The following is a 26,845-nucleotide window of genomic DNA, read 5'->3' on the forward strand; positions in this document are numbered from 1 at the left end:
GGTCAGGCGGGGCGCGTGATGTGCGTGAGCTTGTCGGGGTTCACGATGTCGTAGATGGCCACGATGCGGCCGTCGCGCAGGCTCATGGACTGGACATGCTCGTCGACGGAGAGGAACCCGTCGTGCCCGGGCATCGGCGGGAGCCACAGGCCGAGGTCGCCGTTGACGAGGATCGGCGCGCCACGGCTGATCACGCCGGGCTCGTACTTCCGGATCAGGCCCAGGAAGAAGCGCGACAGCTTGTCGGCGCCCACCATGATCTGGCGTGTGGTGCGGCCCTTGCCGTCGGAGTCGCCGATGAGCACGACGTCCGGGTGCAGCACCTCGGCCATCGCCCGGATGTCGCCCGCCAGCAGCGCGGTCACGAACTTCTCCAGCACCTGCTGCTGCTCCGTCAGCTCGGCGCGCGGCGGCGGGTCGGCGCTCTCGAGCGCGCGCCGCGCCCGAGAGCCGTGCTGGCGGGCGGCGTCGGGTGAGCAGCCGAGGATGCCGGCGATCTCGGCGAACGGCACGGAGAACGCGTCGTGCAGCACGAACGCGACGCGCTGCTCGGGCGTGAGCTTGTCCAGCACCACGAGCGCGGCCATGCGGATGCCGTCGTCGCGCACCGCGGCTTCGAGCGGGTCCTCGCTCACCGGCGCGCCGAACGGCGTCACGATCGGTTCGGGCAGCCACTGGCCCACGTACTGCTCGCGCCGCGCCGGCGCCGAACGCAAGCGGTCGAGGCAGATGCGGCCGACGACGGTGGTCAGCCAGGCCCGCAGGTCGCGGATGCCGGCGCGCCCGGCCTCGTCGAGTGAGGCCAGGCGCAGCCACGCTTCCTGAACGGCGTCCTCCGCGTCCGCGCGGGTGCTCGTGAGCCGGTACGCCACCCCGACGAGGTGCCCGCGGTGGGCGGCGAACTGCGTCGCATAGTCGTCCAATGCGGTCGTTGTGCCCATGAGGCCGAGTGTGCCGCAAAGCCACCGGGGAGGGAGAACTATTGTGGAGACCGTGGCAGGACGGATTCGGGAGAGCGACATCGCGGAGGTGCGTGAGCGCAACCGGATCGACGAGGTCGTGGGGGAGTACGTCGCGCTGCGGCGGGCCGGGGGCGGCAGCCTGAAAGGGCTGTGCCCGTTCCACAACGAGAAGACCCCGTCGTTCAACGTGCGCCCCACTCACGGCACGTTCCACTGCTTCGGCTGTGGCGAGGGCGGCGACGTCATCAAGTTCATCCAGAAGATCGACCTCGTCTCGTTCGTCGAGGCGGTCGAGCGGCTGGCGGACCGCGTCGGCATCCGGCTGAACTACGAGGGCGGCGGCGGGAGTGTGCAGCGCGACCGCGGCACGCGCGCGCGGCTCATCGAAGCGCACCGGGCGGCGAGCGAGTTCTACATCGAGCAGCTGGTGACCGACGAGGCCCGCACCGCGCGTGACTTCCTCTCCGAGCGCGGGTTCGACGCCGCCGCGGCCAAGCAGTTCGGCTGCGGTTACGCCCCGGGCGGCTGGGACAAGCTCACGAAGCACCTGCTCAACCGCGGGTTCGAGGTCAAGGAGCTGCTCGCGGCCGGGTTGTCCAAGGAGGGCCAGCGCGGCCCGATGGACCGCTTCCACCGGCGGCTGGTGTGGCCGATCCGCGACGTCGGCAACGACGTGGTGGGTTTCGGCGCGCGGCGGCTGTTCGACGACGACCGCATCGAGGCGAAGTACCTCAACACCTCCGAGACGCAGATCTACAAGAAGTCGCAGGTCATGTTCGGCCTCGACCAGGCCAAGCGCGAGATCGCGAAGCGCCACCAGGTCGTGGTGGTCGAGGGCTACACCGACGTGATGGCGATGCACGCGTCCGGCGTGCCGACGGCCGTCGCGTCGTCGGGCACGGCGTTCGGCGAAGACCACATGAAGGTGCTGCGCCGGCTGATGATGGACGACGACGCCTTCCGCGGCGAGATCATCTTCACCTTCGACGGCGACGCGGCGGGCCAGAAGGCCGCGCTGAAGGCGTTCGAGGGCGACCAGACCTTCGCCGGGCAGACCTACATCGCGGTGGCGCCCGACGGCATGGACCCGTGCGAGCTGCGCATCGCGAAGGGCGACGCGGCCGTGAAGGATCTCGTCGCGCGCCGGACGCCGCTGTTCGAGTTCGTGATCAAGAGCACGCTCAAGCAGTTCGACCTCGACTCGGTCGACGGCCAGGTCTCGGCGCTGCAGAAGACCGTGCCGATGGTCGCGGCCATCAAGGACCGCGCGAGCCGCGACGGGTACGCGTCCAAGCTCGCCTGGTGGGTCGGCTGGCAGGACGTGGCGCAGGTCGTGAACCGCGTGCGCGGCGCCGCCGGGGCCACCGCCAAGCGCGGCGGCCAGACGCCGCAGCTGCGTCAGCCCGCGTCCCGGCAGGCGCCCGCGCCCGAGCCGGAGAAGCAGGACCTGCCGCGGCCCGCACCGGGCGACCCGCGGTTCATGGGCCAGCGCGAGGCGCTCAAGGCCGCGCTGCAGCAGCCCGCCGTCGCCGGGCCGGAGTACGACTCGCTGCCGGAGGAGGCGTTCACGCACCCCGTGTACGTCGCCGTGCACCTGGCGTTGCTGAAGGCCGGCGGCGCCGCGTCGGGGCTCACCGGCTCGGCCCTGCTCGACGCCGCGAGGCAGCACTGTCCGGAAGGGACGGTGCGGCGCGTGCTGAGCGAGCTGGCCGTGGAACCGTTGCGCGCCTTGGGTGAAGTGGACTCGCGCTACATCTCCGGCGTGCTCGCGGGGGTGCAGGAAAGCCTCGTCGGCCGGCAGATCGGCGAGATCAAGTCGAAGCTGCAACGGCTTTCGCCGGTCGAAGCGCCCGACGATTACCGCGCGCTGTTCGGCGACCTCGTGGCGCTGGAGCAGTACCGCAAGTCGCTGCGCGAGCAGGCCGCGTCCGGATGGGACTGACATGGGCTGGCTGAACCGTCTGATGGGCGGGGGACTTCCCGCGGACTTCCCGGGCGAGCTCGCTCCGGGCGAGAACGTGATCGCGGTCGCGGGTGTCGAGGGTGGCGGCGAGCTCGTGGTGACCAGCCTGGGCTTGTGGGTCCCGTCCGAGGGCGGACCCCGGCGCGTCTTCTGGCACCTCGTGGCCAAGGCCGCGTGGGGCGAGGGTGTCTTCGAGCTCACGGAGTCCGAGGAGACCGGGAAGGTCGGCGCCGTGATGGTGGTCGTCGACCGCCCACCCGTGCGGTTCCGGCTGCCGGCGCCGGGCAAGGTGCCGCCGCAGGTGCGCCTGCGCGTCGACGGCTCCGTGCGCTCGCGCCACCGCCACGACTTCGGCACCGGCGGCGCGTGGTTCGTGCAGCGCAAGGTCCCCGGCCGCGACGGCACGGTGCTCCAGGTGCGTCCCGATCCGGGCACCGACCCGGCGCTGGTGGAGGCGATCGCGGGGGAAGTCGCCGAGAAGCTGGCCAACCCCGGGGAGTGAGCAGTACGCTCGTACTCAGTACGGGCGTACGGTTTAGCTTTCGGGAGGCTCGCATGTGGGATCCGGCCAAGTACCTCGACTACGCGGACCTGCGGGCCCGCCCCTTCTACGACCTGATCGGGCGAATCTCGTCCGACGCGCCCCGCCGCGTCGTCGACCTGGGCTGTGGCCCGGGCAACCTCACGCTCGACCTGGGCCGCCGCTGGCCCGGCGCCACGCTGGAGGCCCTGGACAGCTCGCCGGAGATGGTCGACGCCGCCCGCGCCCGCGGCGTGGACGCGCACGTCGCCGATGTCCGCGAGTGGGTGCCGCAGCCGGACACCGACGTGGTCGTCTCCAACGCGGTGCTGCAGTGGGTGCCGGGCCATGACGAGCTGCTGCGCCGCTGGGCCTCGCAGCTGCCTTCGGGCGCCGTGCTGGCCGTGCAGGTGCCGGGCAACTTCGGCGCGCCGTCGCACCGCATCACGCGCGAGCTGGCGGCCTCCCCGGCGTGGTCCTCGCGCCTGGCCTCCCTGGTCCTGCGCGAGAACGAGGCCGTGTCGTCGCCCCTGGAGTACGCCTCCCTGCTGGCCGACGCGGGCTGCCTCATCGACGCCTGGGAGACCACGTACATGCAGCGCCTGGCCGGCGAGAACGCTGTGCTGGAGTGGATCACCGGTACCGCCCTGCGCCCCATCCGCGCCGCCCTCCCGGACGACGACTGGGCCGCCTTCCGCGCCGAGCTGGCCCCGCTCCTCGACGAGGCCTACCCGCCCCGCGCGGACGGCACGACGTGGTTCGAGTTCCGCCGCATCTTCTTCGTGGCGCGCACCCCCTGACGGTTCCGGGCGCGCTCGCAGGCCCCCTCGGCGGGACGCGTGCGGCTCAGCGCCCCCGGCCGAACTTCTCGCCCACCTTGGCCCGCGCCACTCCCGCGGCGCCCTGGACCATCGGGTGGTCGATCACCTTGCGGTAGGTGCGCACGATCTGCTCGTACCGTCCCCGGCCGGCCCTGGTCCCCAGCACGTATCCCAGACCCACGCCCAGCAGGAACTTCTTCATCAGCGGCCACGCCTCTCATTCGTCGGACTCCCGACTCTCCATTGTCCAGCAATCCGGCGCCCCCTGGGTGTGATCCGCGAAGAGGGCCCCCCTGTTCGGGTGGCGCAGGCGGTGCGCTAAAGTTCTTTCCATCGCACCGGCCATCCGGTGCACAACCGAATACGATCCCCTGTAGCTCAACTGGCAGAGCATTCGGCTGTTAACCGGAGGGTTCTTGGTTCGAGTCCAAGCGGGGGAGCAAAGCCCAGGTCACAGACCTGGGCTTTTTTGCTACCCATGGGTAGGGCGATTTAGGGCGACAAAAGTTCCGCGGTCCAACGCTGGTTGGCCGTCATCCGTCGGCTTGGATGGTAGGACTGACGGTAACGAGTAGATAACTCCCTGTCGTCGGTCTGACGCTGGCCTATTGAGCAGCGGGTGGGTGTGCCGCAACGCTTGGTGGGCTGGTCGCGGAGGTTGAGGGGAGCGTGAGCGCCGCCTCTGCGACAGTCGGCGACGTGGGCGATTGACGGGTCCTGGCCACGCTGGCTTGTGGGCTTGCTGGGTAGGCGCGCGCTACTCGTGTTGGAGGGTGTGCCGCGGCCGCTGTCAGCACGATGGCTTGCTGGAGTCTAGAGATGCCGGCGGGTCGCACGGTTGGGTACGGCAGCAGATCGTGAACGCTCAAGGGCAATTCGCGCGCGGGCCATCGAGAATGGTTACGCGGTATCCGACCGTAGCCGGGTCTCCTCCGAGGTCGTTGCCGCATGCGAGGCGGTCCAGCAGGGGTCAATGAGCCGGCTGAAAAGGGCACACGCAAGCGTGGTGCGCGAAAGAAGGTCGCCGGCTGCGCGGAAACGAAGCTGAGGTTGGCGACGGATACTTGTGCCCAAGTGTAAGTGACGATCTGCGGGGCAGCTTATCGTCTGTCGCAGGATCCGCTCTGCGCTCGCCAGGGGCCAGCTGAGGTTCCGGCACGGATAGCTGTGCGGATCATCGACATCTTTCGTATGACGGGCGGAGCTGGGCAGCTGCAGACCTCGCGCGCTGGAACTGGACCAAGGCTGCCCAGACAAGGCGTGGCGGTGGTCTGGCCGTACTCCGTCGCAGTGGTCGCGCCATCTTCGTGGCCTGCGGGGATGCATAACAGTCGTCCGCGACTGCTTTTCATACCGTTCGCGCTGCTGACCAGGGCGCTGCTGCTGGACATGGACCCGAAAACCAGATGGATATCCAGCTTGCTCCGAAGGCGGGCCCGCGCCGCCTGAGGACGATGAGGCCGCAGAGGCAGCCGAGGGCGCCGATGAGACATCCGAGTCGGCCACCGAGCGCATCACATCGACAACGGACAGGCAGGAATCCCTTTCCGCCGACGGTGAAGCGAGACCCGACAAGCCAGCTTCGACGCGCGACCAATCGCGCGGTGGACTCGGTGTCGGACAGTGCTGCGCGAGACGCCCGCCAACCCCGAACTGCCCCAGCGCCGAAGAAGCTCCTTGGTAGCAGGCGCCGAAAAAACAACGATCGGCCGTGATCTGCTGTCAGTTTCCCTGTCCGGATTTGAGTGGTTCCTGGCTGGACAGAGGCGGCACTGAAGCCGCGTGGTCGGCAGTATAGAGGCGAACAGATCATCGTTTACTCACCGTTAATGGGAATCTCAGAAAGCTGACATGGCTCTTCCTTCGCTCCTCCTCGTCCCGGGTTCCTGGCACAAATCGGACCATATGAAGCGTCTGGTGGATGAACTACCAGACGTGGATGTGCACACAGTGGATCTGACCAGCTCGGGTGATGACCCGGCCACGCTGGGAGACATGTACGAAGACGCGGCGCAGATCGCTGCCGCGGTCGCTGCCATCGACGGCCCCGTCGTGGTCTGCGCGCACTCCTACGGCGGAATTCCCGTGACTCAGGCCCTATCGGGTGCGAGCAACGTTAAGCGCATCGTCTACCTGGCCGCGTTCATGCTCGACGTCGGTGAGTCCATGCTGTCGAGTGTGGGGGGCACGCCCGCCGCCTGGTGGAAGATCAACAGCACGGACGGCGAGAAATACGTCGAAGCCCTCGATCCCGTGGAGATCTTCTACGGGGATGTCGACCCGGACCTCGCCCAGGAGGCGGTTTCGCAGCTCGGCTACACGTCGTATTCGGCGAATGTGCAAAAGCAGACCGAAGTGGCCTGGAAGACCATCCCCAGCACTTACGTCATCTGCGAGGCCGACAACGCGTTCCCGCCCTTTGCCCAGGACCTGTTCGCCCAGCGCGCCGGAAGAATCCACCGCATGAACACCTCCCATTCGCCATTCCTCTCACAGCCAGCTGCTCTGGCGCAGTTCCTCAGAGACGAGCTCGCCTCCGCCGATGTCCGCTGATCCGGCCCTGGTACTCGTGCACGGCGCTTGGCACGGCTCGTGGTGCTGGGAGGCCCTGCTGCCCGAACTGGCCGGCGTCGACGTCCAGACCGTGGAATTGCCCAGCGTGGCGGCTCCGCCGGCCGGGTTGTACGCCGACGCCGAGGTCCTGCGAGCGGCGGTGGCGGCTATACCCGGACCGGTTGTGGTGTGCGCGCATTCCTACGGCGGGGCGGTGGCTTCGCAAGCGTTGGCCCGGCTGCCGAACGTCACGCATGTCGTGTACCTGTGCGCGTTCGCCCTCGGCCGGGGCGAGTCGGTGCTCGGCGCGGGCAAACCTCCGTGGTCTCGCGTGCGGGACGACGGCTTCATCGAAGTCCGCACCCCGGAGAACGTGTTCTTCAACGACCTGCCCGAGGAAGCCGCGCGCTCGGCAGCCTCCCACCTGCGGCTGCAGCACTCCTCCGCCTTCACTGAGCAACAGACCGAGGCGGCGTGGGAAAACCTACCCACGACGTTCGTGGTGTGCACCCAGGACCAGGCCATCCCACCCCAGGCGCAGCGCCAGATGGCCGCCCACATCGGCGGCAAGATCCTCGAGATCGACACGTCGCACTCGCCGTTCCTGTCCCAGCCACACGTGGTCGCCACCATCCTCCGCGAAACACTGGCCACCAACATCGAGACAGCACCAGCGCCCTAATACTGCAACGGCAGTTGGTGGTGGCCACACCCGGCGAAGCGCGAGAACGTCCAGCCAAGCTCAGCGCTCCGGCCGCCGGCCGCAACGATCGCCACGTTGACCTCGGCCTCGATGGCACGGATGGCGGCAAGGTTCGAGGCGTTGGCGTCCAGGGCGCCGTGTTCACTGCCAGGGTAGTGGGGTCGAGGTGGGCGGTGGCCGGTGTGCGTGCAGTACACGTGCGAGTCCGGGTCGAACTCGTCGTCGCTGGCCTTGCGCAGGCGGTACTCGTTGTGGAGGTCGAACCGGTCGAGATCGTGGACTTGACGTCGGTGACGTTGAGCTTCATCGGCGGTCGTCCCTTCGCATGGGTGATGGATGACAGGACGGGCTTGCAGTCATTGCCAGGCGGTGATCTCGAACGGCAAGCCGACGACGCCGCTGCACGCTCGACACTCGAAATGGTCGGTCTCGAAGTGGGAGCCGTCGCCAAGCGATCAGACGACGGTGTCCTCCCCTGCTACCTGGAGTTCGTTCCAACGGACGGCGTAATCGACTTCGCGAATCTGGTTGACTGCCTTGCAACGCGGGCAAACCGACGCTCCGTCGCGCATCTGGACGTCAGGGTTCTTCAACATGGCGAGGCACCTCCTTGGAGTCGGGGGAGCGGGCTTCTCCACGCCTGGTGCGGCGCTGCGCCAGAGACATCCGGGATACCGTTCCCGGCCTGCCTACCCGCCTGCGGAACCCCGGGACCCGCAGCGCGGCGCTACGCGCGTGCGATCTCCACGGCTAGCACCCAACGGTGCCTCCTGGACATTCACGCTGCTGCCCGCGCGTCGCGCCCGCCAAACGTTCGGCACGCGGCGAGGCAGCTCCATGTCACCGGTGACGCGTCAAGCGCTCCGGCAGCGCCACGTGGGTGCCCAGCCAGCGCTCGCCAGCGGTTTACTTCCGGGAGGGTGTATCCCGTTGAATGTCTTCGTGAGGTTCGGAAAGGCAGCGGTTCTGGCCGCCGGTGTGCTGGTGGGGATCTCGGGGTGCAGCGGGGGCGGGATCGCACCCACTTCGGCGCCGCAGACTGTCACATCGAGCTCAAGCCTCAGCTACCTCCGGTGCGGCACGGAGATCGAGGTGCCGAACCCGGGCTGGCCGGCGTCCGCGGGCCACGGACCGCACCTCGTCGTGGCGGGGAAGGGCGACGACGCTTCGCCTTCCGACCTGCTGTACGGAGGCTTCGACTCCGGTTCGCTGCCCTACGACTGGCGAGCCCGGCAAGAGGGGTCCAGCGACGATGACCTGGGGAAAGCGCAACTCATCGTGTGCCTGAGCGGGCTGCGTAAGCGCGGGACCACGCCGATCGGCACCTGCGAGTGGGACATCGCGCGCGGCGACGTCTACCCGGCGACCTACACGTTCGAGGTATACGAACTCAAGACCGGCCACGAGCTCGCGAACTTCGACGTCGAGAGTGACCGCCCGGCGAACCAGTCGTGCCCCTCCGTCGTGAACGTGCGGCTCGGGCAGCACAGTCCGAACATCGCGCAGGGCTTCGAAGAAACACCTTGGTTGCGCACCTCACGGCTTTCGTCACCCGTGACCTGCCCTGAACCTGTTACGCCCGGCCTTGCTGCGGCTGGGCGGCCTTCGGCCGCGGCGGACGACGTCGCGGAAGGTCTGTCGCCCGGGATCAGTCTTCTGGACGACGTCGCTTGCGGCTTGCTGGCCCTAGTCCAGTCAACAGAGAACGTGACCGGTCGGTCTCGGATGTGTGGGAGCAGGACCGGGGCGATGGTCGAGTAGTAGTGCACGACCTCGCCGTTGGTGTACCCGCTGCAGTACAGCGGCTAGTCCAGGTTGGACAGCGCGAGCTGCCGCTCACCGACCTGCACGATGATCTTCTTCTCGACCAGCGGCCTCACGCGCCGGTGCCGTGGCGGGGCGGCAGGCCCCGGCGTCGAGATCGGGGCGCGCGCGGTGCACGCGAGGCCGCTGCCGGGCTGCTGAACGATTCGACTGCGGGACCGGTCTCGGCCTCGACGACGACCTCGGGCCGCACCGGCAGGTATTGCGTCTTCCCCCGGCCGAACTCGCCGGCCGAGGTGTAGGCCACGGGCTCACCGGTGGGCGTGACGTGCGCCCCGATCTGCTGGCCCAGCCGAGGCGCCAGCGGCAGGGACAGGCCGATCTGCCGCCACGCACCGGCGGCGTCGCGGCGGGCGAGCATCACCTCGTTCGGTCCGTGCGGGTCGCCGGCCACCCGGACGACAACGGCGTCGACGACGGTCACCTGTCGCACCTTCACCCAGGCGTCGGTCCGGCCGGGCCGGTACCGGGCATCGAGCAGCTTGGCCACCCCCCTCGATCCCGACGTCGCTGGCCTCTGGCCGCATCCACGCCATCGCGGCATCCCAGTCGGTCGTGCTCGGCACCAGCTGCAGCGGCGACCCGATCCCAGCGAGCAGCTGCTCAAGCCGCGTTCGCCGCTCCCGGTATGGGCGGGACCGCAGGTCAACATCGGATCTGTCGGCGAGCACGTCGAACACGACGAAGTAGATGTTCACCTCAGCCTTCGTCCGGGCGCTGGGGCGCGAGGCGAGCGCCCCGAAATCGAGGCGGCCCGCGCGCAGCGCGTCGAGCTCGCCGTCGAGCACGAAGTCGCCCAGCTGCGCGCCGGCCCGCACGATCTCGGGGAAGCGGTCGGCCAGGTTGTTGACCTGGCGCGACTGCAGCAACCCGAGCTCGGCGAACAAGACCGCGCCCCACCCGTCGAGCCTCGCCTCGTAGGCCAGGACCAGCCAGGACGAGACACCCGCACCTCCCGTGCGGGCTGTGCCAGCGGCAGCCGCACCGACGCCACGACTATTCGGCCCCTGCCAGTGTCGCAGCCATCGCACCCTCCCGGCTCACCCGCCGGGCGGGACCGTCCCCGCCCGGCGACACCTGCCCGCGAGCGTAAGCCGGGCGTAGCAACCGGGCTGGGAAAAGTGCAGGTCACCAGCCCGCAGGGTGAGTGGTCAGCCGTAACGTACGGGGCGGAGGACCAAAAGCGGTGGTGCATCGTCGCGATGTCAAGTGGCGCCGCGAGGGGTTCGGCCTCGACGTCGCGGCGCCACGCGGCCGGCAGCCGCGTCGGCCTCTCGTCGGTCGAGTCCGTCGGTGCGCACACCACCCGTGTGGTCGTCGCCGCCGTTACCGGCCGGCGAGGCGGGCGCTACGGCTAGGGCTTGACCAAGAAGATGCCGGTCACCGATCGACGCTGCCCGTTCGGTGCGAAGACCGCCACTCCGTTTCCGTTGCCGACTTCCAGGCGGTAGCCATCGATCGTGCGCAGCACTTCGGAACCGTCGGGCCGCTGGTGCAGAACACCGCTGGGCAGGCCTGCGGGATCAAGATTAAGCAGCACGAAGGTCAACCCGGATTCGCAGGGCGCATTCCAGTACACGATGCCGTCGGCACCGACGTGGTAGGGGATGATCGTGTCGAGCTGAACAGTGCCCCTTTCGTCGACGTCAGCGGCGAGCAGCAGCATCCGCACCGTGCCGTCAGCTGTGGGAACGTTCATGCTTTCCGCCCTCCGCTGTGTTCGCGCGAGCTGGCTCTTCGCCAGTGGCCTCGGTACCGGCCTGGGCCGCCGGTGCTGGGGAGACGGCGCGCATCGTTCAATCCGTTGCACGACGGAGGTCACCATTCGCGCCAGTTTTGTCGGGCAGGAGCCGGGCGGGGGTCCCGCTGGGCGAGGAGCTCGGGCAGGAATCTGGCGCGGGGGACACCGAGTTGGGTCAGAACCCCTCTGGCGATCGAGAAGTAGCTGGTGGCCGTTCACGTATGAGCTCGCGCTTGCGGCTGCGGGGTCGTCGTCGCGCTCGTCTGAGTGTTGAGGCCGGGTTTCAGCGGGGTGGGTCGATGAGGCGGGCGGGTGTGGAGGTCGCCGCGCCAGAGGTAGCGCGCGAGGAGGGGGACGGCGTCGGTGTGGATGGCGTGCGGTTGGGCGGGGGCGTGGTGCAGGGCCGTGCCGGGTTCGCGTGCGACGTAGGGGGATTGGTCGGTGGACCAGCGGGCCCCGGTGAGCGGCAGGTAGACCTCGTCGGCCGGATCTGCCAGCCGTGGGCGGGTTCGCCTTCCGCGATCAGGCACGACGATGTGCCGGGCGCCGGTCGTGCGCAGGTGCTCGACGAGAGGCTGGCCCAGCCGGCGACGCAGGACTGGGTCGGACTCTTCTCGCTGCTGGCGCCACGGCCATAATCACCAGCACCCGTCGGGTGCCCGACCTGTCGACCGCCCTGCTGATGACGTGGCTGCACGCCCGGCTGGATCCCGGCGCTTCATGGGATCTCGACCAGGTCGGCGCAGCCCTTGCAGAAGCCCGGCATCGGGTCCACGCTGTGACCGCCGGTGAATTGGTCTTCCGGTCCTCCGGCCACGCATGCACTGGCCACGAACAATCGCGGCTCGCCCTGCGCCCTGGTCGCCGCCGCCCGCAAAGCCGGCAAGAACCCTTACCAGCTGGCAGTCTGGCCGCAACACTACCGCGCGGGCGGAACACCGGACGAGAGCGCTTGCACTGTGCAGGATGCTCACGGCCGACCCCGCGGATAGCGTGCAGCCGTTTGTGGACCCAGTGAATTGGGCCACGTTTGCGGTGTTCGGAGCGGGGGTGAGCGGTTACGGCGTCGAGCGACCAACACCGCGGTCGAGGATGTGTCGGCCACGCAGTCGCGCCGCCACGAGCCCTCTCCGAGCTGCTCGAACACCACACCATCACAAGCCGTGACCGCGACAGCGCCTCCGCCGCCCCCCGAGATCGGGGCGAGATTACAGGTCGACGGAGGGCGAGTGAGGTCGATCGAGAGCATGAGCGATTGCAAACTTCCCAGCTAGATCGACTGACGTCGACTCAAACCAACTCGAACCAATAAACCGGAGGGTTCTTGGTTCGAGTCCAAGCGGGGGAGCAAAGCCCAGGTCATAGGCCTGGGCTTTTTTGCTACCCATGGGTAGGGGCGATTTAGGGGCGATAAAAACCCGAAGTTCGTGACGGCCGGCGGGGCTGCCGCTGCCGACAGGGTAGCCCGGCGGCGGACGTTCGGGTAGCTGATCGGTGACGCAGGGCAAGGTCTTTTCGGCTGGTTGCAGGGGCTTGCGGTGTCGTGGTGTGGCGGCTGGTCTTGTTGTGTTTCCGACCGCTCGGGCTGGCGTGTGCCAGGTTGTGTCGTGTGGTCCAGCGTTGGCCTGGTGACCTGCCGTGGGGTGGTGGGTGTGGTGATCGGGTCGTTTCGGCGGCGAGGACTGGGCCTCGACGCGGGTCAACCGCCCGGCGGCCCAGCCCTGGAGTGGCACAGGCGCGCTGTCGCTGCTGAGCGGTGCGACCACAGCGCTGGGAGACCGCGCGACGTGCCGGTGATCTCCTTGACCTCGCCTGCATGTCGGTGTTGCGGATCGCATCTCGTTCGGCGGGCCGGGCTGTCCGGAACACTCGATGGTGTCTTCGATGCAGTCTGGGAGGGCGTCGGGGCCGGCGTTCCGGCTCCGTGGCTGAGATTGTGGCGGTTCTGATCAGGTCGAGGACGACCGTTGTGTGGTGTTTCGACGGCGTCCAAACCGGTTCGATCGCGCGGTGAGTCCAGTTGGCCAACTCGGCGTCATCGCTGGTTGGACCCCGCTTGGATCTGATTCGTAACACCGGGCGATGAAGCGCCGACCTTGAAAGCGTGTTCGACCAAGGTGAGATTCGGTTCGTTCAGCTGCCGGACGTTGATGGCTACCTGGTCAAGCTCAGGGGCAAAGCTTTGGGGATTGCTGACCAAGAAGACCTTGACGATTACTGCCCGGGGTGGAGGAACGGCGAGTCCGCGGACCCGGCGAAGCTGCTCGAACAGGTACGCCCCTTTCTCCACGAGTAGTGCTTTCACGAATGGAGACCCGTCGGTGGCACCGCGCCCTCGTTTCATGCAGGTGGTGGATGCGTCCCGAGACGAGGCGCAGCTGGCTGTCCGGCTCTACAACGACCCCGCGGAGACGCGGTCGTTCGAGGCCTTCGTCGTCCACATGCACCTGGCCTGGCTGTACCTGTTGCACGGTGAGTTCACTCGTGACGACGTCGACTTCCGGTACTGGCGTTGGCAGGGGCGTGCGCGGCGTCTCGATCGAGTTGACGGCGAGCCGAAGCGGTGGGACTTGGCCACCTGTGTCCGGCACCGTTGGCCCGATGACAAGGACCCGGTCCGCGCCAACCTCACCTTCTTCATTCGCCTGCGCAACAAGATCGAGCACAGGTACGCCCGCCAGCAAGAAGCTCTCACAGCTGCCGTCGGGGGCCAGAGCCAAGCGCTGCTGCTCAACTACTTGAAGAGGAGCTTACGAGCCAATTCGGGGCCGGGGCTTCACTTGCGACGCGGTTGCGCTTTCCGGTGTTCATCGGCAGTTTCACCACCGAAGGCGAGCGAACGCTGCGGCGGCTGCGGTCACAACTGCCGGAGCCGCTGCGCACCTTCATAGCGGAGTACGACGCCGGTCTCGATGAGTCGGTCGCTCGAGACCACAAGTGCGACTTCCGGTTGCGAGTTCTCCAGGAGCTCGCCCCCAAGGATCCGGACGCCCTGGCAGTACAGTTCACGCGCTATGACGATCTTAGGGAGGACCAACGCGAGGTCGTAGAAGCGATTGGCAGGAGGGGATACGTCGTAGTCCGCGAGCGAAAACGCTCGGTGGTCGGACACGGGCTGATGAAACCGACCAAGGCAGCGAAAGCCGTCGAGGACCAGATCCCCTTCAGCTTCAACACGAACCTGTTCACCATCACATGGAAGAAGCTCGGCGTGCGGCCGCAAGTCGGTGACTCGCATCCGGAGAGAACGGACGAAAAGTACTGTCTGTACGACGAGCGGCACAAGGACTACGGCTACACGCCGGCATACGTCGCGAAACTCATCCGCGACTGCGGAACCGAAAGCGGATTTCGCGCACTGCTTGGCACAGCGCCGAGGGACAAGATGACTGGCGAGTGGGTTGGCCAACCGCCGCCAAGTGCCACGCCGCCTTGGACACGGACTCGTCCGTCATCTCCAGAATCCCCCGAGGGCCTCAGCGCTCTCCGGCCAGACTGACCACTACAGCAGCAAGACGCCGTCGTGGGATGATTGACGTTTGCGATCGATCAACTCTTTCGGATCGATGCCTGTTGGGCGTACGAGGTCGATGCGGCGAGAGCGTCCGGTCGCGAACGCCTCCGTAGTGGAGGTTTTAGCGGATCGGCGTTGTCGGCAACCAGATGCCGATTTACGCCGACACGCTGCGCTACTCGGCGTAGGCGCCGCTGGGCCCGTCGGCTCGTGAAGATCGTGCGGTCCGAGCTCGGGCGGCAGGTGGTCGCGCAAGTTCGCTGAACTGCGGGGACTCGAACCCCTGACCCCCTCACTGCCAGTAAGGTTCGATCAAGTCGCTGACCTGCGGTTATGGAGAACCTGCTGGCCGGGCGATGTAGTTGTTGGCAGTTGAGCGCAGCCTGAGACCGTTGATCACCGTTGATCACGTGCCGCTGCTCCAGATTTGCTCCAAGATCGGTGTTGCCACGCAGGCCCCAGCGACGACTGTGGGCGCCGGGGGATCGTGTGGGCTCACGCGCCAGCGGGTTGGTAGCGGTCGCGGGGCGCTCTGGAGGACTGACAGAGAGTTGCCTCCGGTCCCGATTGCGGCATTACAATAATTTGTCCGTTTTGCATGATCACCTGTGGTACGACTTCACCACCCACAATTGGACCGACGCCACCAACCTGAGGCCTGGTGACCTGCTCGACACGCCCGGCGACGATCACGCCGCCGTCCGAGCTCGCAGGTAGCACGCCAGTACTTGTTCACAACGCGAACTGCGTAAACTGGTCACCCAAGAGTGTTAAAATATTCGGTCACACGTTCAGTGTCCATGGTTCCGGTGCAAAAAATACTCGGAGCCTGATTGACCGTGCCCGCAGTACTGGGAATCAGCAAGGCCGATGGCTGGACAACGATGCCGCTGCCGCGTTCTTGGAGGCGGCGCACGTTGAAGGCGCGGGTCCTAGGGTGATTCCACTTCCCGAAGACCTGGGGCAAGTGATTATGCCGGATGGAAGCATTGTTCAAGCCAGGGCTGTTACCCTGGTCTCAAGCAAGGGTGGACTGTACAATACGGCGTTTCCCGTTGAGCCCTGATAGGAGGAGTTCCGATGAGATTCCGCTGCACTTTGGAGCGGCCATCTTCGTCATCGCCGACCTCTGAGATGTCGATTTCCTCAGACGTTGACGATGACTATGAGAGCCTGGTCATGACGGCCTGCGGCTTGCTCGCGGACACTGACTGCCGGTTTCACATTCAGGGTTTCGACAGTGTTGAATGGCCTGTGGATGTTGCATACGATTTATCTGTCTTCATGGAGCAGTTGCCTGATCTCTTGGCGCGGATCAGGTTGCGAAGTAATGCGGAGCTTGACATGTATTCTCAGGGCATCGAGCGAACCTTAAAGTTCATCGCAAAAGCAGACTTGGTGGAAATTCACTGTCTGTCGAGGACGGATTGGGTGCCGAATCCAAGTGTTGAGATCATGAACAAGAAATATCTCGAAGAAATGCTTTCTCGGTTGGCTGTAGACTTCGCGATATCCCTTGCTGCAATTGGTTCCCCAATTGCTCGGTTTCAACCATTTTCCAGTTGGGTCTCGGGTAGCGCTTAGCATCTCCTTGTGGTGGCGGAATCCAAAAACCATTGTCGAGGACCTGCAGGCGATGGCCCAGCGCTACACGGTGCGGCTGGAGTGGACGCTGGAGGGCGATCCGTCCGAGGGCATGACGATCGCCGAGGCGGTCGCCGCGGCCGGGGTGACCCTGCCGCGGACGGTGTGAGAGCTGGCTGCCCGGGCGGATGACGGTGCCGTCCCACGGACACCCGACGGCTTCGCGGGTCAGGGCGAAGCCGTACTCTGAGGGCATGGCTGACCAGGTACAGCAGAGACCCGGCGAATCGAACGCCCAATGGCTGAATCGGCTTGAAGCCCTCCTGGTCGTCCACATGGACCGGGTCACCGGCATGGGCTCAGCCGCTGACGAGGAAGAAGAGAGAATCCGGGCCACCATTGCCGCCCTGAAACGCGGTGAGGCACCGACGAACTCCTGACCTGGGGCTCATGGCGTGGTGGTGAAGGGTTTCGCCCTTACCACGGTGAGCCGGTGTCGGTACCGGCCGAGTTCGACTGCCGAGTCCGCGCGGGCCTCGACCACCACACCGGGTTCGACCGACCAGTAGGTGAAGTCCTCGTTGCCGGGCAAGCCGGCCACGACCCCCGATGCCCGGACGGGGCCGCCGGGCGCGAGCCGGAGCCTGCCCGCGAGCGACACGAGCGCCGGCCGGGACAGTGTCGTCGAGAGCCCGACCGCCCGCACCTGCCGCCGGTCGGTCTGGCCGAGGACCAGGGCGTCGACGTCGTCGAAGTGGCGGACCTTCACCCAGCCCGAACGTCCGCCGCGCAGTGGACATCGGCTGCCCAGCGGCTTCGCGAGGGCTCCCTCGACGCCGACGGCGGCCTGCTCGGCGCCGATCCACCCACGGGCCAGCTCGACGTCGAGTGTCGAGCGCATCAGCTGCACGCCGGCGTTGCTCGCGCCGATGACGGCTTCCAGCCGTTCCCGCCGGCGTGCGTACGGCAACGTCCGCAGGTCGCGGCCGCGGGCGCCGAGCAGGTCGAACGCCACGAACACCACCGTGACACCCTCGGAGCGGCGGCGCAGCGGCCCGTAGCCCAGGGCCGCGAAGTCCAGGCGCCCTTCCCGGTAGGCGACGATCTCGCCGTCGAGCACCACCCGGCCCAGCGTGGCCGCCGCATCGAGGATCCCGGGGAACCGGTCGGGCCAGGCTGCTGCCGGTGCGGGACTGGACCGCCCTGGCGGGCACGTGTATGAGGCAGCGCCAGCCGTCGAGCTTGGGTTCGTACCCGTGGCCGGCCTCAGGCAGCACGGCGGCCGGCTCGGCAACAGCGAGCCGCAGCGGCAGTGACGGCACGGGCGCGTGCCCATCGTCAATCCCGCTGACCAGGGATGCAGCCGCAAACCCCGAGGCTTCGACTCGCGCGCATGTTCGAGGCTCAGCGTCCGCGTGGCGCCGAACCACACCCCGCAGCGGAAGTACAAGGCAGGAAGAGAACGTCGCGACACCGGATGGTGCCGCCGGTGTGAGCGGGCGGCGATGCGGCGGCAGGTGTCTGGACGGCAGTCAGGCGCAGTCAGTCGCCGGCGGCGCCGTCGGGTCTTCGACGTCGCTGCTGAGCGGGGCGTCGGAGCTGGTGGGCGGCGGTCGGAATGCTGTCCTTGACCGTCACCGGGATGCCGTCGAGGTCGCTCAGCGGTGCACCCCGCTCCGACCGGCGCGCTGAGTCTTCAGCCTGCGCCCGCGCGGCGGTGCCGGCCAGCTTGGGGGTCCCGGTCGCTTCCGTCCGGGGCAACACGGTGGGTTCGGTGACGTCCACCTTCCCAGCCGTGCGGGCCGACGAGGTGCAGATCGTCGCGCTGGAGTCGAACGATCACGCGTACTCGCGGCTGGTGGAACTGGAGGCTTACTCCAGCTGAGGCTTCAGAACGCCAGCCCGATCACGACCGAAGCGACTACGGCCAGCAGGAGCCCCACCAGGCCGTATCGGAACGGCGTGCGGCACCAGGGAGTGTTGACGTCCAACGCGATCCGCCCGGACCCGGCGAGCAGGACCGCGAAGGCGAGCACGGCCAGCGTCAGCTCGAACTCGTACCCCTTGCCGTTGCCCTCGAAGAAGCCGCCGCCGAGCTTGGAAACGACCACGCTGAGTCCCACGCCGAGCAGACCCGCGGCCGCGAGGGGAGTGAAGAGGCCGAGCACCAGCAGCACACCCCCGCCCACTTCGGTGAGACCCGTGATCCACGACAGCAGACCGAGGCCGCGGGTGAAACCGTAGCCCTGCAACACTTTCCCGAAGCTGTCGAGCCCCGGCCCGCCGAAGAGGCCGAAGACCTTGACGAGCCCGTGCGCGCCCATCGTCGCGGCGACGATCAAGCGCAGCAGCAGGAGCGCGACGTCGGTGCCGATCTGTTCCCGGCGAATCGGCGAACTGCTGCCGGACAAGGAAATCCGGTCGGAATCGGTCATTCGCCCCTCCTGAGAGTGGTTCCTGCGTTCAGTGATCACCGTAGCGTGATCACAGCTGCCGGATTCGCATCAACCGGGCGGCGGACGCCGTGGCCAGCGCCATCAGGGCCGCGTCCGTGATCAAGGTCTCCCGCAGGCTCACCGCGCCGAGCAGTCCGCAGGCGAAGGCGCCCAGCGGTTGCATGCCATACACGAGGAAGCGTCACGTCGCGGTGGCGTGCGAGAGCAACTCAGGGGCGATGAGGGTTTGGCGCAGCGTCTGCTGGTTCACGCCGCACAGCGCCGGCCAGGCGCCGTGCAGCCCCTCCCCGCCACGGCGGCGACACCCCCCGGCGGCGACCAAGCCGGCGGCGCTGGCGAGCGCCATGCCGGCCAGGTAGGCCCGGCCGGGGCCGAGGCGGCGCGTGAGCGGCTGCGCTGGCGAGCCCTGAGCGCCACTTCCGGCTACGGACAATGCCGCACACCTCATGCGGTTTGCCCACGATCGCAGCCTCGCACGTGTCGGCGCCGAAGGCGCGCGTCGAAGTCTGATCACAATCTGTGACGCTGCCGCAGCGGTGCCCTCTCCTGGGCTGCCCCAGCACGGTGGGCCACGCACCCGGATGGTCCTCGTTCAGCGGAAGTCGCGGCTGCTGCTGGCGAGGCTCTTGAGGTCGAGCGGGGTGACCTGGTCTGCAACCAGCGACACGGTGCCCTGCCCGACCTGGGCGATGCCCCGGACCAGCAGGGCCGGACTGCCCAGCCATATCTGGCGGTCCCGCTTCCACACCGTTGACCGGACTACGGGGTGACACGCCGGTTCTGTCAGCCCGGCTCGGCGTCGAGGAAGCGCTGGATCTCGGGCAGCATGTCGTGCGCCCGGTGCCAGCCGGCCAGGTGGTCCGCGTCCGGCAGGGAAAGGAAGGGAGTGCCTGTGTGTTCGGCGAATTGGCGCATCGGGTCGTGCCAGACGTCGGCTGTGCCCGCGTACATCAGCATCGGAACGCTCGAACCTGCCAGCTGAGCGTGTACGCCGGGCTCGTCGAGGAATGCCGTGTAGTTCGCGCGCAGGGCCGCGGGCGGGACGGCGCGAATCACCGCAGCCAGCTCGGGGTTGGTGTTGGCCCCTTGTTCCATGACCGGATACGGATCGGCATCAGCGTGAGCCGGCCCGGCACCGCGCGACGGTGCGCGGACTGCCCGCCCCGCACCGGCGCGCGCACGGCGATGTCCTCGTGTTCGCGCAACCGGCCGACTCCAGCGCACCGCCGACCGAGTCCGGTACGGCGACCGCCGCGCACGGCGATGCGCCTGGCGCCGGAGGCGGCCAGTGACCCCGTCCGCACGGCGCCCGCTCGCGCCTTCACCGGCCGCTCCCACTCCTGCGAAAGGCACCATGCTGATGACTCCCCTGCGTCCCTCCGCACCGACCACCACCGGCGCGACGGGCTCGAGCGCCCCCGGCTGTGACGACCCGACTGTGCCGATCTCACGTGCGCTCATCAACGCCCTCGACACCGCCAGCGACGCCGGTGCGGCGCAGCCGGACACCCCGATCGGACACGACCCGGCGGGCCCGGACACGGAGATCGGTGGGGCCGATGCCGGCGAGCTGCCGTTGTCGGTGTGGGCGACCGCGCAGACCTCCCCGGCCGCGCAGCGCAAGGGCCGCTACGTGCCCGAGTCGACCGCGCATCCGGCGAAGATGCTCCCGGCCGTGGCCGCGCACGCCATCAGTCACTACACCCGTCCCGGGGAGCTGGTGTTCGACCCGATGGCCGGCTCCGGCACGACTCTGGTGGAGGCGATCGACGCCGGGCGCCGCGCGGTGGGGGTGGAGTACGAGCCGCACTGGGTTGCTGTGGCCCGGGCGAACCTCGCGCTGGCCCGCGAGCGCGGTCACGACCACGACGGCGAGATCGTGCGCGGCGACGCGCGGCAGCTGCCGTTGCTGCTGCCGGAGAAGTACCGGGGGCAGGTGGCGCTGGTGGTGACCTCGCCGCCGTACGGGTCGTCCCTGCACGGGCAGGTCGTGACGGCGGGGACAAACTCGCCGGATGGAAAGGTGCACAAGTTTCACTGGCGTTACGGCTCCGTGCTGGACCGCGGGAACCTGGCCAACGTCGGGCACCATCGGCTGCTGGCCGGGTTCACGCGCATCCTCACCGGATGTGCGGCCGTGCTGCGCCCCGGCGGCCACGTCGCGATCACAGCGCGGCCGTGGCGCGAGCACGCGGAACTGATCGACCTGCCGTCGCAGATCATCGCCTGCGGCCTGGCCGCCGGCTTGGTTCCGGTCGAACGCTGTGTGGCGCTGCTGGCCCGGGTCGCTGACGAGGAATTGGTTGCCCGCGGCTCGTTCTTCCAGCGCGACTTCATCCGTAAGCAACGCGAGCAGGGCCTGCCGCTGCACCTGATCGCGCACGAGGACGTCATCGTCCTGCGCCGCCCGCTCGACCCCGCCACGACCTCGAGCGTGGGTGTGCTGGACCGGGACGCCGAAGGTCGGCAGGTGCGGGCGTGAGTACCCGCATCGCGCGCACCCTGCTATCCCGGCCCGCGCCGATGGCGTCACCTCGCGAGACTGCCGGGTCCTGCCTGCCGGTGGACCGGTGGCGTGCGGCGGTGGCGCGGCCGGGGTGTACTTAGCGGCGGTGGCCGGGGCGAACGGCGAGGTCGAGCAGATCGTGCGAGCCCTGCATGCGCGGGGATTGTCGTTGCACTGCTTCGGGGTGAAGACCAGCGGGCTGGCCCGCTACGGCGACCGGATCGCCTCCAGCGATTCGGCCGCGTGGAGTTTCAGCGGCCGCTACGTGCCCGGCTGCACCCCGCGACCCATCGCAGCGAGTCCAACTGCCTGCGCTACGCACTGGACTGGCACACCCGTCTGCACCGCACCCTCGCCCAGCGCGCCCCGGCACCGATCAACGCGGCACGGCGCGGCCGCACAGCAGACCGGCGCGACGACCTCGGCACCACCGTCGCGGCGCCGCGGCTCTGTCCGGCCTTCCGCGCGGCGTCGCTGCGCGAGCCGTCCTGTCCGGGAAGGAGCGCGCGGATGACCGCGTCGTGTGAGGACAACCCACCCGGTGGCGTGGAGGCGGGGGATGGCTTGCGATTCGTGGCGACCGAGGGGCCGGTGATTGGGTCGCTGTGTACCGGGGTGGCAGGCCTGGATCTCGGTGTCGCGTCGGTGCTGGGCGGGCGGATCGCTTGGTACAGCGAGAACGACCCGCATGGTGCGCGGATCCTCACGACCCGGCTGCCCGGTGTGGCGAATCTGGGCGATTTGCGGGCGGTGGATTTCACTGCGGTGGAACCGGTCGAGGTGCTCACCGCCGGGTTCCCGTGTCAGGACATTTCCGCGGCCGGTCGGCGCGCAGGCATCGAGAAAGGCCTTCGCAGTGAACTGTGGCACACCGTCCTGGACGCCGTTCGCGTTCTTCGACCCCGCCTCGTTGTCGTGGAGAACGTTGCCGCGCTGCGTTGGCGCAACGGCGGCCTCGACCGAGTACTCGGTGGGCTGGTCGAAACGGGGTGTGACGCGGTCTGGCGTTGCGTACGAGCCGCCGACGTCGGAGCAGCCCATCGGCGGGAGCGGGTGTTCCTTACCTGCACCGTCCGCCCTGCTGCCCGCCGGACAACGCCACGCCCAACAAGAAGGCCCGCGCGAACCGACCCGCCCGCCCGGGCGCGTAGCGGCCCGACCCGCCCGTCAGGTGCCTCCCAGACCTCGACCGTCGCGCACGGACGGCGCGGCATAGCCCGCTCGCCCTGCTGACCCGTGGCGCTGCGGGGCGTGAGGACACCACCCCCCTCGCGCCCGGCCCCGCAGCGCCACGCTCCATCCGCTGCCGACCTTCCACCTGCCCGATCTGTTGAAGGGGCCTCGTCGCTATGCCCACCCACCGCAGGACCTGCCACCTCACGACGCGCGTGCGCCGCTGGCTCCGTGCGGTCAGCTACCGCGTCCGGCACCGACAGTCACCGAACCGCGCTTCCACCAACCCAGCGCCCCTCCCCGCCCAGCTCGTCCAGCACCCGGTGACACGGCGCTCAGCCGAGGCGATCTCCGTCCTGATCCGCGCGGGCTGGAACATCCACCATCCGCCGTACGGCTATACCACGATGACCGCGGCCGGAGCACACAGCCGCCGCGGAACACCGCGCACCCGCCTCACCCCGGACCCGCGCCGCGCCCCAGTGGTGCAGGCCATCTTCTACTGGCGCGCGGTCACCGGCCTGTCGGTCGAGCACATCACCACCCGCCTCGACGCCGACCACAACCACTACCCACCGCCCGGGACCCACACCTCCTGGCTGCCCACCGCAATCACGGCGATCCTGACCAACATCAAGTACGCCGGATACCAGGCCACCGGCACCCGCGACGAGAACGGAGCATTCCGTCCCGTCAAGCAGTGGGTGCTCTCCGACCAGCCCGCGCACCGCGCCCTCGTCACCCCGACCTTGTTCTGGGCCGCCCAAGATCCCGCGACCAGCGTGCGGCAGGTCCCGCACCGTCTGCTCGCCCCGGTCCCGCGAGCCGCCGCCAACCACAACGAGAAAGAGGTGCCGTGATGGCATCGCGTCCACCGGCCGCGGCGTATTCGGGTGACGAAGGAGAAGGGGTTCCGCGGCGAGTGTGGAAGCCTTTTGAAGTTGCCGCGCAACTAGGTGTGCCGTATGAAACTGTTCTTGGTCTGATCCACGATGGCCATTTGAATGCGTTGAAGGCTGGCAGGTACTACCTGATTCCTGACTTCGAATTCGAACGCTACCTGCACTCGTGTGAGCGATGCTAACGTCAGGTCGATAATTGGATCACTGGAAAACAGTGTGTGCAAATTTTGAGGTTTCATGGGAAGACTTCCTACGCCGGTCGGTGAGCACGGCGAAATCAAGGTCGAGAGACTTCCGAAGAATGCCCGAAGGCAAGTCCACTATCGAGCCTCTGCGTGGTTCAAAATGTCGGACTGGTCGCTAGTGCGAGTCAAGCGCCAGTCACCTATTAAAACTCTGGCGGTCAACGGCCTCAAAGATGCTCTCCGTATAATGTCTCATCGGGCCAGTGATGGAGACATAGACCCGTCTACTCGATTCCAGAAAGTTGCCGAGCTGTATCTCGAAGAACTCAAGGAAGAGTCAGAGCTGGGCAGTGTCTCTCCGAGCACGGTGCGCGTGTATCGGAACGTTCTGAAGAACTGGGCCTACCCGAAACTGGGTAAGCTGCACTGCTACGACGTCATCGTCACTCGATGCAGCAACGCCGTAAGGGAAGCACGACGGAAAGCCAGTTACGACACCGCAAAGACATTGAAATCCGCCCTCTCCGGAGTATGCGACTTCGCAGTCCGGCGCGGAGCGTTGGAACACAATCCGATGCGCGACATCGGACGCATGTCGAGAACCAAGCCAAAGAAAAAAGTCGTAGCACTCGACGCGGCCCAGCGCGTCGATCTTCACGAGAAGCTGGTCGCGTACGGGCAGACGCGGCAAGTTGATGCCTGCGGGCGCTCGCTGGGGCGCCGCGGACAGCTGTGGCGCGACCTGCCAGACCTGATGGAGGTCATGCTTGCCACCGGCGTTCGCATCGGCGAGTGCCTCGCGTTGCTGGGGCCCGACATCGACCTCGACAACAAGACCGTCGCAGTGACGCACCACATCATCCGGGTGGACGAGGTCGGCCTCGTCCGGAGACCACTGCGGAAAGGCAACGAGGACGAACTACTGCTCAAGATCCCTGAGTGGTCCATCCCGGTGTTCCGCCGCCGCAAGGCCACAGCGGGCGACGGGCCTCTCTTCGCGTCGTTTGCGGGGGGCCTTCTCGATCCATCCAACGTGATCAACCGGGTCAGTGAGGCGATGGTGGCCGTCGGGTACGACTGGGTGACCAGCCACGTCTTCCGCAAAACGGTTGGCATGGTTCTTGACGAAGCTGATCGGCCACTCACCGCGATCGCCGACCAGTTGGGCAACAGCCCCGAGGTGGCGAACAAGCACTATCGGAAGGTCCGGACCGCCAACGCCGGCAACGTCGAAGCCCTCGAGGCGATGCTGCCACCCGGCGAGGAATGACCGTCCGAGCCAGTCGGGTTACGTCGCGGCGAAGCGAGCGTGATCGGGCTGACGAAGAGGATCGGTCGCGAGGTCACCTCGGCCGACTCGGAGGCCGATGATGCTTCGAGTCAGGCAACCAGCGCTGATCTGGTCGACGGCGGCCTGACTCAAAGCGACCGTAGTTAGGACGGCAACAGGCCATTGAGGCGGACGAACAGGTTTTCCGCCCTGGTCAGGGTGGCCGGATCGAGCGCCGGAACCAACACGGACTGTTCTCGCAGGAGCGTAGTAGCGGGCTTGAGGTGGCTGAACTTGCCGCCCGCAATGTCCCTGCTGCGGAAGTGGTTTTCGATCTGCCTGACGACCCTAGGATCCTTGGTGTTGAGGTCGGTGGTGGCGATCGGCATGCCACCCAGGTTCTTGGCGTAGGCCCGGTTGACCAGGTCCAGATAGAAGGCGGGGTCGAAGAGGTCCTCGATGTCGGCGTCGCTGGTTTGGGTGAACTCGCTGATCTCCACCAAGCCCCTCTTGGCAAGCTGGTCGTTGTCGCGCAGCCGTTTGACCGCGCCGACATCCTGCGTGCTGGAGTCGACCAGCACCGCGACGTCGACCTTGTTCGCGCCCAGCAGGGTGACAAACGTGGACAGCTTTCCGGACCCGCCAATGGGGGTCTTGACCCAGCGCGGGTCCAGCCCGGTGCGGCCCAGCTCGGTGAGGGCGTCAGACAGGACGTCGAGATAGATGAGGTCGCTGGCGCCTTCCAGCAGCAACGTGTGCTCGCCGATGAACAGGCTCTGGGTCATACCGATCCCCATCGCCGCGTAGAGGGGGAACGTGGTGTCCTCGTCAGCCTTGAAAACCTCAGCGGAGACCTTAGTGCCGATCTCTTCATGGTCGACAACAGTGCGCAGCCGGTGCACGTGGTCTGCGGAGACCATGAACGGCGAGTGAGTAGTGTAGAGGACCTGGTGCTTGGGTGCGAGCCTCTCGTCGATCAGGCGAAGCAGATCTTCCTGAGCCCTGCCATGCAGCGACAGACCGGGCTCGTCGAGCAGCAAGATCAGCTGCTGCTCGGCGCTGTGTTCCAGGTCCGTGAAGTAGGCCAGGAAAGAGAAAAACCAGACGAACCCGCGAGAGCGTTCGTCGAAGGGCACTGACACGCCGTGGCGGTTGTTGAACACCCGGATCTGCAGGATCGGACCCTGGTTCAATGCGCCTGTGGCACCAGTCTCGGGCTGGAGCACCTCCAGCTTCACCCCGAGGTCCGTGCTCTGCCGCCAGTACTTGAACACCTCGCGGGAGATGCTGGCGTTGGCGTTCTCCTGCCGGCGGATCAGCCGCTCGTGGTTGTCCTTGACAAGGAAGTCCTCGAGGTCGGAGCCAGCGATCCGCAGAAGGCTAACCAGCGCCTGCTCGCCGCGGGTCAAGGTGCCGTCGTTGCGACGCTGGATGAGGTCAGGGATCGACGTCTTGCCCGGCATTGAGTCGTAGTCGTCGAAGTAGACGAACTTCGGCAGGCGAGGGGCGATCAGGTAGTGCAGGAGGCGCCAGCCTTCGCTACCCCATTCCTCGAGTTGTGCCAGCAGATTGGTCGCCTTGCTGGACGGCTCTTCCAGGGCGCGTAGCGCCTCGGTCAGGTCCTCGACCGAGTTGATCGCTGCGGTGCCCATGGTCTGCTTGACGGTGGGGTCAAGCTGCTCGTAGAGCAGCCAGAGCATCTTCTGCTCGTCGAAGTCGAAGCCCCAGTGGATGCTGGTGTCCCGGTATCCGCGTGTGACTGTGAACTGGCGACTCCGGAGCACGTCGACGCCAAATTTCCGCGCGACGCGGTCGAACTCGTCGTCGTTGAGCTCGAAGGTCGCGGTGATGACCGGGACGAGCTCCTTGGCGTCCCACTGCCGACGCCGGCCAGTCTGCGTAGCGGGGAAGTCGATCTCCTCGTCGAAGACCGCCGAGGGCTCGACGGGGTTGAGCCGGCAGATCGCTTTGAGGGTCGCGGTTTTGCCGGACTCGTTCTTGCCGACTAGGCAGGTGACGTCCGGCTCGATGACGAACTCGTCGGAGTCCTCGACCGAGCGATAGTTGACGACGTGGGCTTTGACCAGTCTCACTCGCGGTTTTTCCTTCCGGGCAGGGGGATGCGCCCCGATCACCGCGCGCGTGGGCTGGCTCACAACGTGACGTGC

Annotated in this window: 29 protein-coding genes, 1 tRNA gene and 1 pseudogene; 18 read left to right on the forward strand and 13 right to left on the reverse strand. The window is 67.4% G+C overall.

The features are described 5' to 3' along the window. Positions 1 to 2: 2 nt before the first annotated feature. Positions 3 to 941 carry a sigma-70 family RNA polymerase sigma factor gene (locus tag QRX50_RS23185; protein WP_285974002.1) on the reverse strand — a complete coding sequence of 313 codons (939 nt, stop codon included), beginning with the start codon at positions 939 to 941 and terminating at the stop codon, positions 3 to 5. Here QRX50_RS23185 and dnaG point away from each other — a divergent pair. Genes dnaG through QRX50_RS23200 form a run of 3 tightly spaced genes read left to right on the forward strand, consistent with a single transcriptional unit; the run spans position 940 to position 4,245 of the window. Beyond that, on the forward strand, positions 940 to 2,904 hold the full coding sequence (gene dnaG, locus QRX50_RS23190; RefSeq protein WP_434533307.1) for a DNA primase: 1,965 nt from the start codon (positions 940 to 942) through the stop codon (positions 2,902 to 2,904). The two genes, QRX50_RS23185 and dnaG, sit on opposite strands and share 2 nt — an antisense overlap. A 1-nt stretch (position 2,905) precedes the next feature. Further along, positions 2,906 to 3,427: a hypothetical protein gene (locus QRX50_RS23195; RefSeq protein WP_285974004.1), complete on the forward strand. Its 522-nt coding sequence runs from the start codon at positions 2,906 to 2,908 to the stop codon at positions 3,425 to 3,427. Positions 3,428 to 3,480: 53 nt separating this feature from the next. Continuing rightward, positions 3,481 to 4,245 carry a trans-aconitate 2-methyltransferase gene (locus QRX50_RS23200; RefSeq protein WP_285974005.1) on the forward strand — a complete coding sequence of 255 codons (765 nt, stop codon included), beginning with the start codon at positions 3,481 to 3,483 and terminating at the stop codon, positions 4,243 to 4,245. Positions 4,246 to 4,291: 46 nt separating this feature from the next. Here QRX50_RS23200 and QRX50_RS23205 read toward each other — a convergent pair whose 3' ends face one another. Beyond that, positions 4,292 to 4,468, reverse strand: a complete 177-nt coding sequence (locus QRX50_RS23205) for a hypothetical protein (RefSeq protein ID WP_285974006.1) — start codon at positions 4,466 to 4,468, stop codon at positions 4,292 to 4,294. A gap of 165 nt (positions 4,469 to 4,633) precedes the next feature. On the opposite strand from QRX50_RS23205, the gene QRX50_RS23210 reads away from it, so the two are divergent. The 5 genes from QRX50_RS23210 (at position 4,634) to QRX50_RS23230 (ending at position 9,283) form a co-directional block, all read left to right on the forward strand. Next, positions 4,634 to 4,706: transfer RNA gene (locus tag QRX50_RS23210), tRNA-Asn, on the forward strand. 398 nt (positions 4,707 to 5,104) lie between these two features. Beyond that, positions 5,105 to 5,314: an Lsr2 family DNA-binding protein gene (locus QRX50_RS23215; protein ID WP_434533308.1), complete on the forward strand. Its 210-nt coding sequence runs from the start codon at positions 5,105 to 5,107 to the stop codon at positions 5,312 to 5,314. A gap of 857 nt (positions 5,315 to 6,171) precedes the next feature. Continuing rightward, entirely contained in the window at positions 6,172 to 6,819 is a 648-nt protein-coding gene (locus QRX50_RS23220; RefSeq protein WP_285974007.1) for an alpha/beta hydrolase, read from the forward strand. Further along, on the forward strand, positions 6,809 to 7,501 hold the full coding sequence (locus QRX50_RS23225) for an alpha/beta fold hydrolase (RefSeq protein ID WP_285974008.1): 693 nt from the start codon (positions 6,809 to 6,811) through the stop codon (positions 7,499 to 7,501). Before QRX50_RS23220 ends, QRX50_RS23225 begins: the two co-directional genes overlap by 11 nt. A 1,113-nt stretch (positions 7,502 to 8,614) precedes the next feature. After that, positions 8,615 to 9,283: a hypothetical protein gene (locus tag QRX50_RS23230; protein WP_285974009.1), complete on the forward strand. Its 669-nt coding sequence runs from the start codon at positions 8,615 to 8,617 to the stop codon at positions 9,281 to 9,283. 115 nt (positions 9,284 to 9,398) lie between these two features. Here QRX50_RS23230 and QRX50_RS23235 read toward each other — a convergent pair whose 3' ends face one another. The 4 genes and pseudogenes from QRX50_RS23235 to QRX50_RS49660 all read right to left on the reverse strand — a co-directional run bounded on the left by QRX50_RS23235 (position 9,399) and on the right by QRX50_RS49660 (position 11,617). Continuing rightward, positions 9,399 to 9,770 (reverse strand): hypothetical protein, encoded by a 372-nt coding sequence (locus tag QRX50_RS23235; protein WP_285974010.1) that lies wholly within the window; start codon positions 9,768 to 9,770, stop codon positions 9,399 to 9,401. 187 nt (positions 9,771 to 9,957) lie between these two features. Further along, positions 9,958 to 10,377 (reverse strand): annotated as a pseudogene (locus QRX50_RS49655) (ATP-dependent DNA ligase); the annotation flags it as partial. Between the two features lie 323 nt (positions 10,378 to 10,700). Continuing rightward, the gene (locus QRX50_RS23245) at positions 10,701 to 11,045 is read right to left on the reverse strand and encodes a hypothetical protein (RefSeq protein WP_285974012.1); all 345 of its coding nucleotides are present in this window, start codon (positions 11,043 to 11,045) and stop codon (positions 10,701 to 10,703) included. 257 nt (positions 11,046 to 11,302) lie between these two features. After that, entirely contained in the window at positions 11,303 to 11,617 is a 315-nt protein-coding gene (locus tag QRX50_RS49660; protein WP_353074134.1) for a dimethylsulfonioproprionate lyase family protein, read from the reverse strand. Positions 11,618 to 13,429: 1,812 nt separating this feature from the next. Between QRX50_RS49660 and QRX50_RS49665 the strand changes: the two genes are divergently transcribed. The 4 genes from QRX50_RS49665 to QRX50_RS23265 all read left to right on the forward strand — a co-directional run bounded on the left by QRX50_RS49665 (position 13,430) and on the right by QRX50_RS23265 (position 16,625). After that, positions 13,430 to 13,978: a DUF3644 domain-containing protein gene (locus tag QRX50_RS49665; protein ID WP_353074135.1), complete on the forward strand. Its 549-nt coding sequence runs from the start codon at positions 13,430 to 13,432 to the stop codon at positions 13,976 to 13,978. Further along, positions 13,891 to 14,586 (forward strand): hypothetical protein, encoded by a 696-nt coding sequence (locus QRX50_RS23255; protein WP_285974014.1) that lies wholly within the window; start codon positions 13,891 to 13,893, stop codon positions 14,584 to 14,586. Before QRX50_RS49665 ends, QRX50_RS23255 begins: the two co-directional genes overlap by 88 nt. Before the next feature lie 1,095 nt (positions 14,587 to 15,681). Continuing rightward, entirely contained in the window at positions 15,682 to 16,185 is a 504-nt protein-coding gene (locus QRX50_RS23260) for a hypothetical protein (RefSeq protein WP_285974015.1), read from the forward strand. Positions 16,186 to 16,439: 254 nt separating this feature from the next. Then, positions 16,440 to 16,625, forward strand: coding sequence for a hypothetical protein (locus tag QRX50_RS23265; protein ID WP_285974016.1), 186 nt, complete (start codon positions 16,440 to 16,442; stop codon positions 16,623 to 16,625). A gap of 8 nt (positions 16,626 to 16,633) precedes the next feature. On the opposite strand, the gene QRX50_RS23270 is transcribed toward QRX50_RS23265, so the two are convergent. The 6 genes from QRX50_RS23270 to QRX50_RS23295 all read right to left on the reverse strand — a co-directional run bounded on the left by QRX50_RS23270 (position 16,634) and on the right by QRX50_RS23295 (position 19,736). Then, entirely contained in the window at positions 16,634 to 17,308 is a 675-nt protein-coding gene (locus QRX50_RS23270; RefSeq protein ID WP_285974017.1) for an ATP-dependent DNA ligase, read from the reverse strand. 766 nt (positions 17,309 to 18,074) lie between these two features. Further along, positions 18,075 to 18,620, reverse strand: a complete 546-nt coding sequence (locus QRX50_RS23275) for a DoxX family protein (protein ID WP_285974018.1) — start codon at positions 18,618 to 18,620, stop codon at positions 18,075 to 18,077. Positions 18,621 to 18,669: 49 nt separating this feature from the next. After that, positions 18,670 to 18,804: a hypothetical protein gene (locus QRX50_RS23280; RefSeq protein WP_285974019.1), complete on the reverse strand. Its 135-nt coding sequence runs from the start codon at positions 18,802 to 18,804 to the stop codon at positions 18,670 to 18,672. A gap of 18 nt (positions 18,805 to 18,822) precedes the next feature. Beyond that, on the reverse strand, positions 18,823 to 19,074 hold the full coding sequence (locus QRX50_RS23285; protein ID WP_285974020.1) for a hypothetical protein: 252 nt from the start codon (positions 19,072 to 19,074) through the stop codon (positions 18,823 to 18,825). 159 nt (positions 19,075 to 19,233) lie between these two features. Further along, positions 19,234 to 19,389, reverse strand: a complete 156-nt coding sequence (locus QRX50_RS23290) for a hypothetical protein (protein ID WP_285974021.1) — start codon at positions 19,387 to 19,389, stop codon at positions 19,234 to 19,236. A gap of 35 nt (positions 19,390 to 19,424) precedes the next feature. Continuing rightward, positions 19,425 to 19,736, reverse strand: coding sequence for a hypothetical protein (locus QRX50_RS23295; RefSeq protein WP_285974022.1), 312 nt, complete (start codon positions 19,734 to 19,736; stop codon positions 19,425 to 19,427). A gap of 265 nt (positions 19,737 to 20,001) precedes the next feature. Between QRX50_RS23295 and QRX50_RS23300 the strand changes: the two genes are divergently transcribed. The 6 genes from QRX50_RS23300 (at position 20,002) to QRX50_RS23315 (ending at position 24,677) form a co-directional block, all read left to right on the forward strand. After that, positions 20,002 to 21,123 carry a TRM11 family SAM-dependent methyltransferase gene (locus tag QRX50_RS23300; RefSeq protein ID WP_434533309.1) on the forward strand — a complete coding sequence of 374 codons (1,122 nt, stop codon included), beginning with the start codon at positions 20,002 to 20,004 and terminating at the stop codon, positions 21,121 to 21,123. 163 nt (positions 21,124 to 21,286) lie between these two features. Further along, complete coding sequence (locus QRX50_RS50405; RefSeq protein WP_434533357.1) at positions 21,287 to 21,661, forward strand: deazapurine DNA modification protein DpdA family protein; 375 nt, start codon at positions 21,287 to 21,289, stop codon at positions 21,659 to 21,661. Continuing rightward, positions 21,658 to 22,380, forward strand: coding sequence for a DNA cytosine methyltransferase (locus tag QRX50_RS23305; RefSeq protein ID WP_434533310.1), 723 nt, complete (start codon positions 21,658 to 21,660; stop codon positions 22,378 to 22,380). The genes QRX50_RS50405 and QRX50_RS23305 overlap by 4 nt, the downstream gene beginning before the upstream one ends. A 263-nt stretch (positions 22,381 to 22,643) precedes the next feature. Further along, on the forward strand, positions 22,644 to 23,180 hold the full coding sequence (locus QRX50_RS23310; protein WP_285974025.1) for a recombinase family protein: 537 nt from the start codon (positions 22,644 to 22,646) through the stop codon (positions 23,178 to 23,180). After that, positions 23,180 to 23,404 (forward strand): excisionase family DNA-binding protein, encoded by a 225-nt coding sequence (locus QRX50_RS49670; protein ID WP_353074166.1) that lies wholly within the window; start codon positions 23,180 to 23,182, stop codon positions 23,402 to 23,404. The genes QRX50_RS23310 and QRX50_RS49670 overlap by 1 nt, the downstream gene beginning before the upstream one ends. A 163-nt stretch (positions 23,405 to 23,567) precedes the next feature. Then, the gene (locus QRX50_RS23315) at positions 23,568 to 24,677 is read left to right on the forward strand and encodes a site-specific integrase (protein ID WP_285974026.1); all 1,110 of its coding nucleotides are present in this window, start codon (positions 23,568 to 23,570) and stop codon (positions 24,675 to 24,677) included. Between the two features lie 164 nt (positions 24,678 to 24,841). Here QRX50_RS23315 and QRX50_RS23320 read toward each other — a convergent pair whose 3' ends face one another. Next, a complete protein-coding gene (locus tag QRX50_RS23320) occupies positions 24,842 to 26,770 on the reverse strand; it encodes an ATP-dependent nuclease (RefSeq protein ID WP_285974027.1) in 1,929 nt (642 codons plus the stop codon). Positions 26,771 to 26,845 lie beyond the last annotated feature (75 nt).

Origin of the sequence: Amycolatopsis sp. 2-15 (assembly GCF_030285625.1) — a bacterium.
Classification (GTDB): domain Bacteria; phylum Actinomycetota; class Actinomycetes; order Mycobacteriales; family Pseudonocardiaceae; genus Amycolatopsis; species Amycolatopsis carbonis.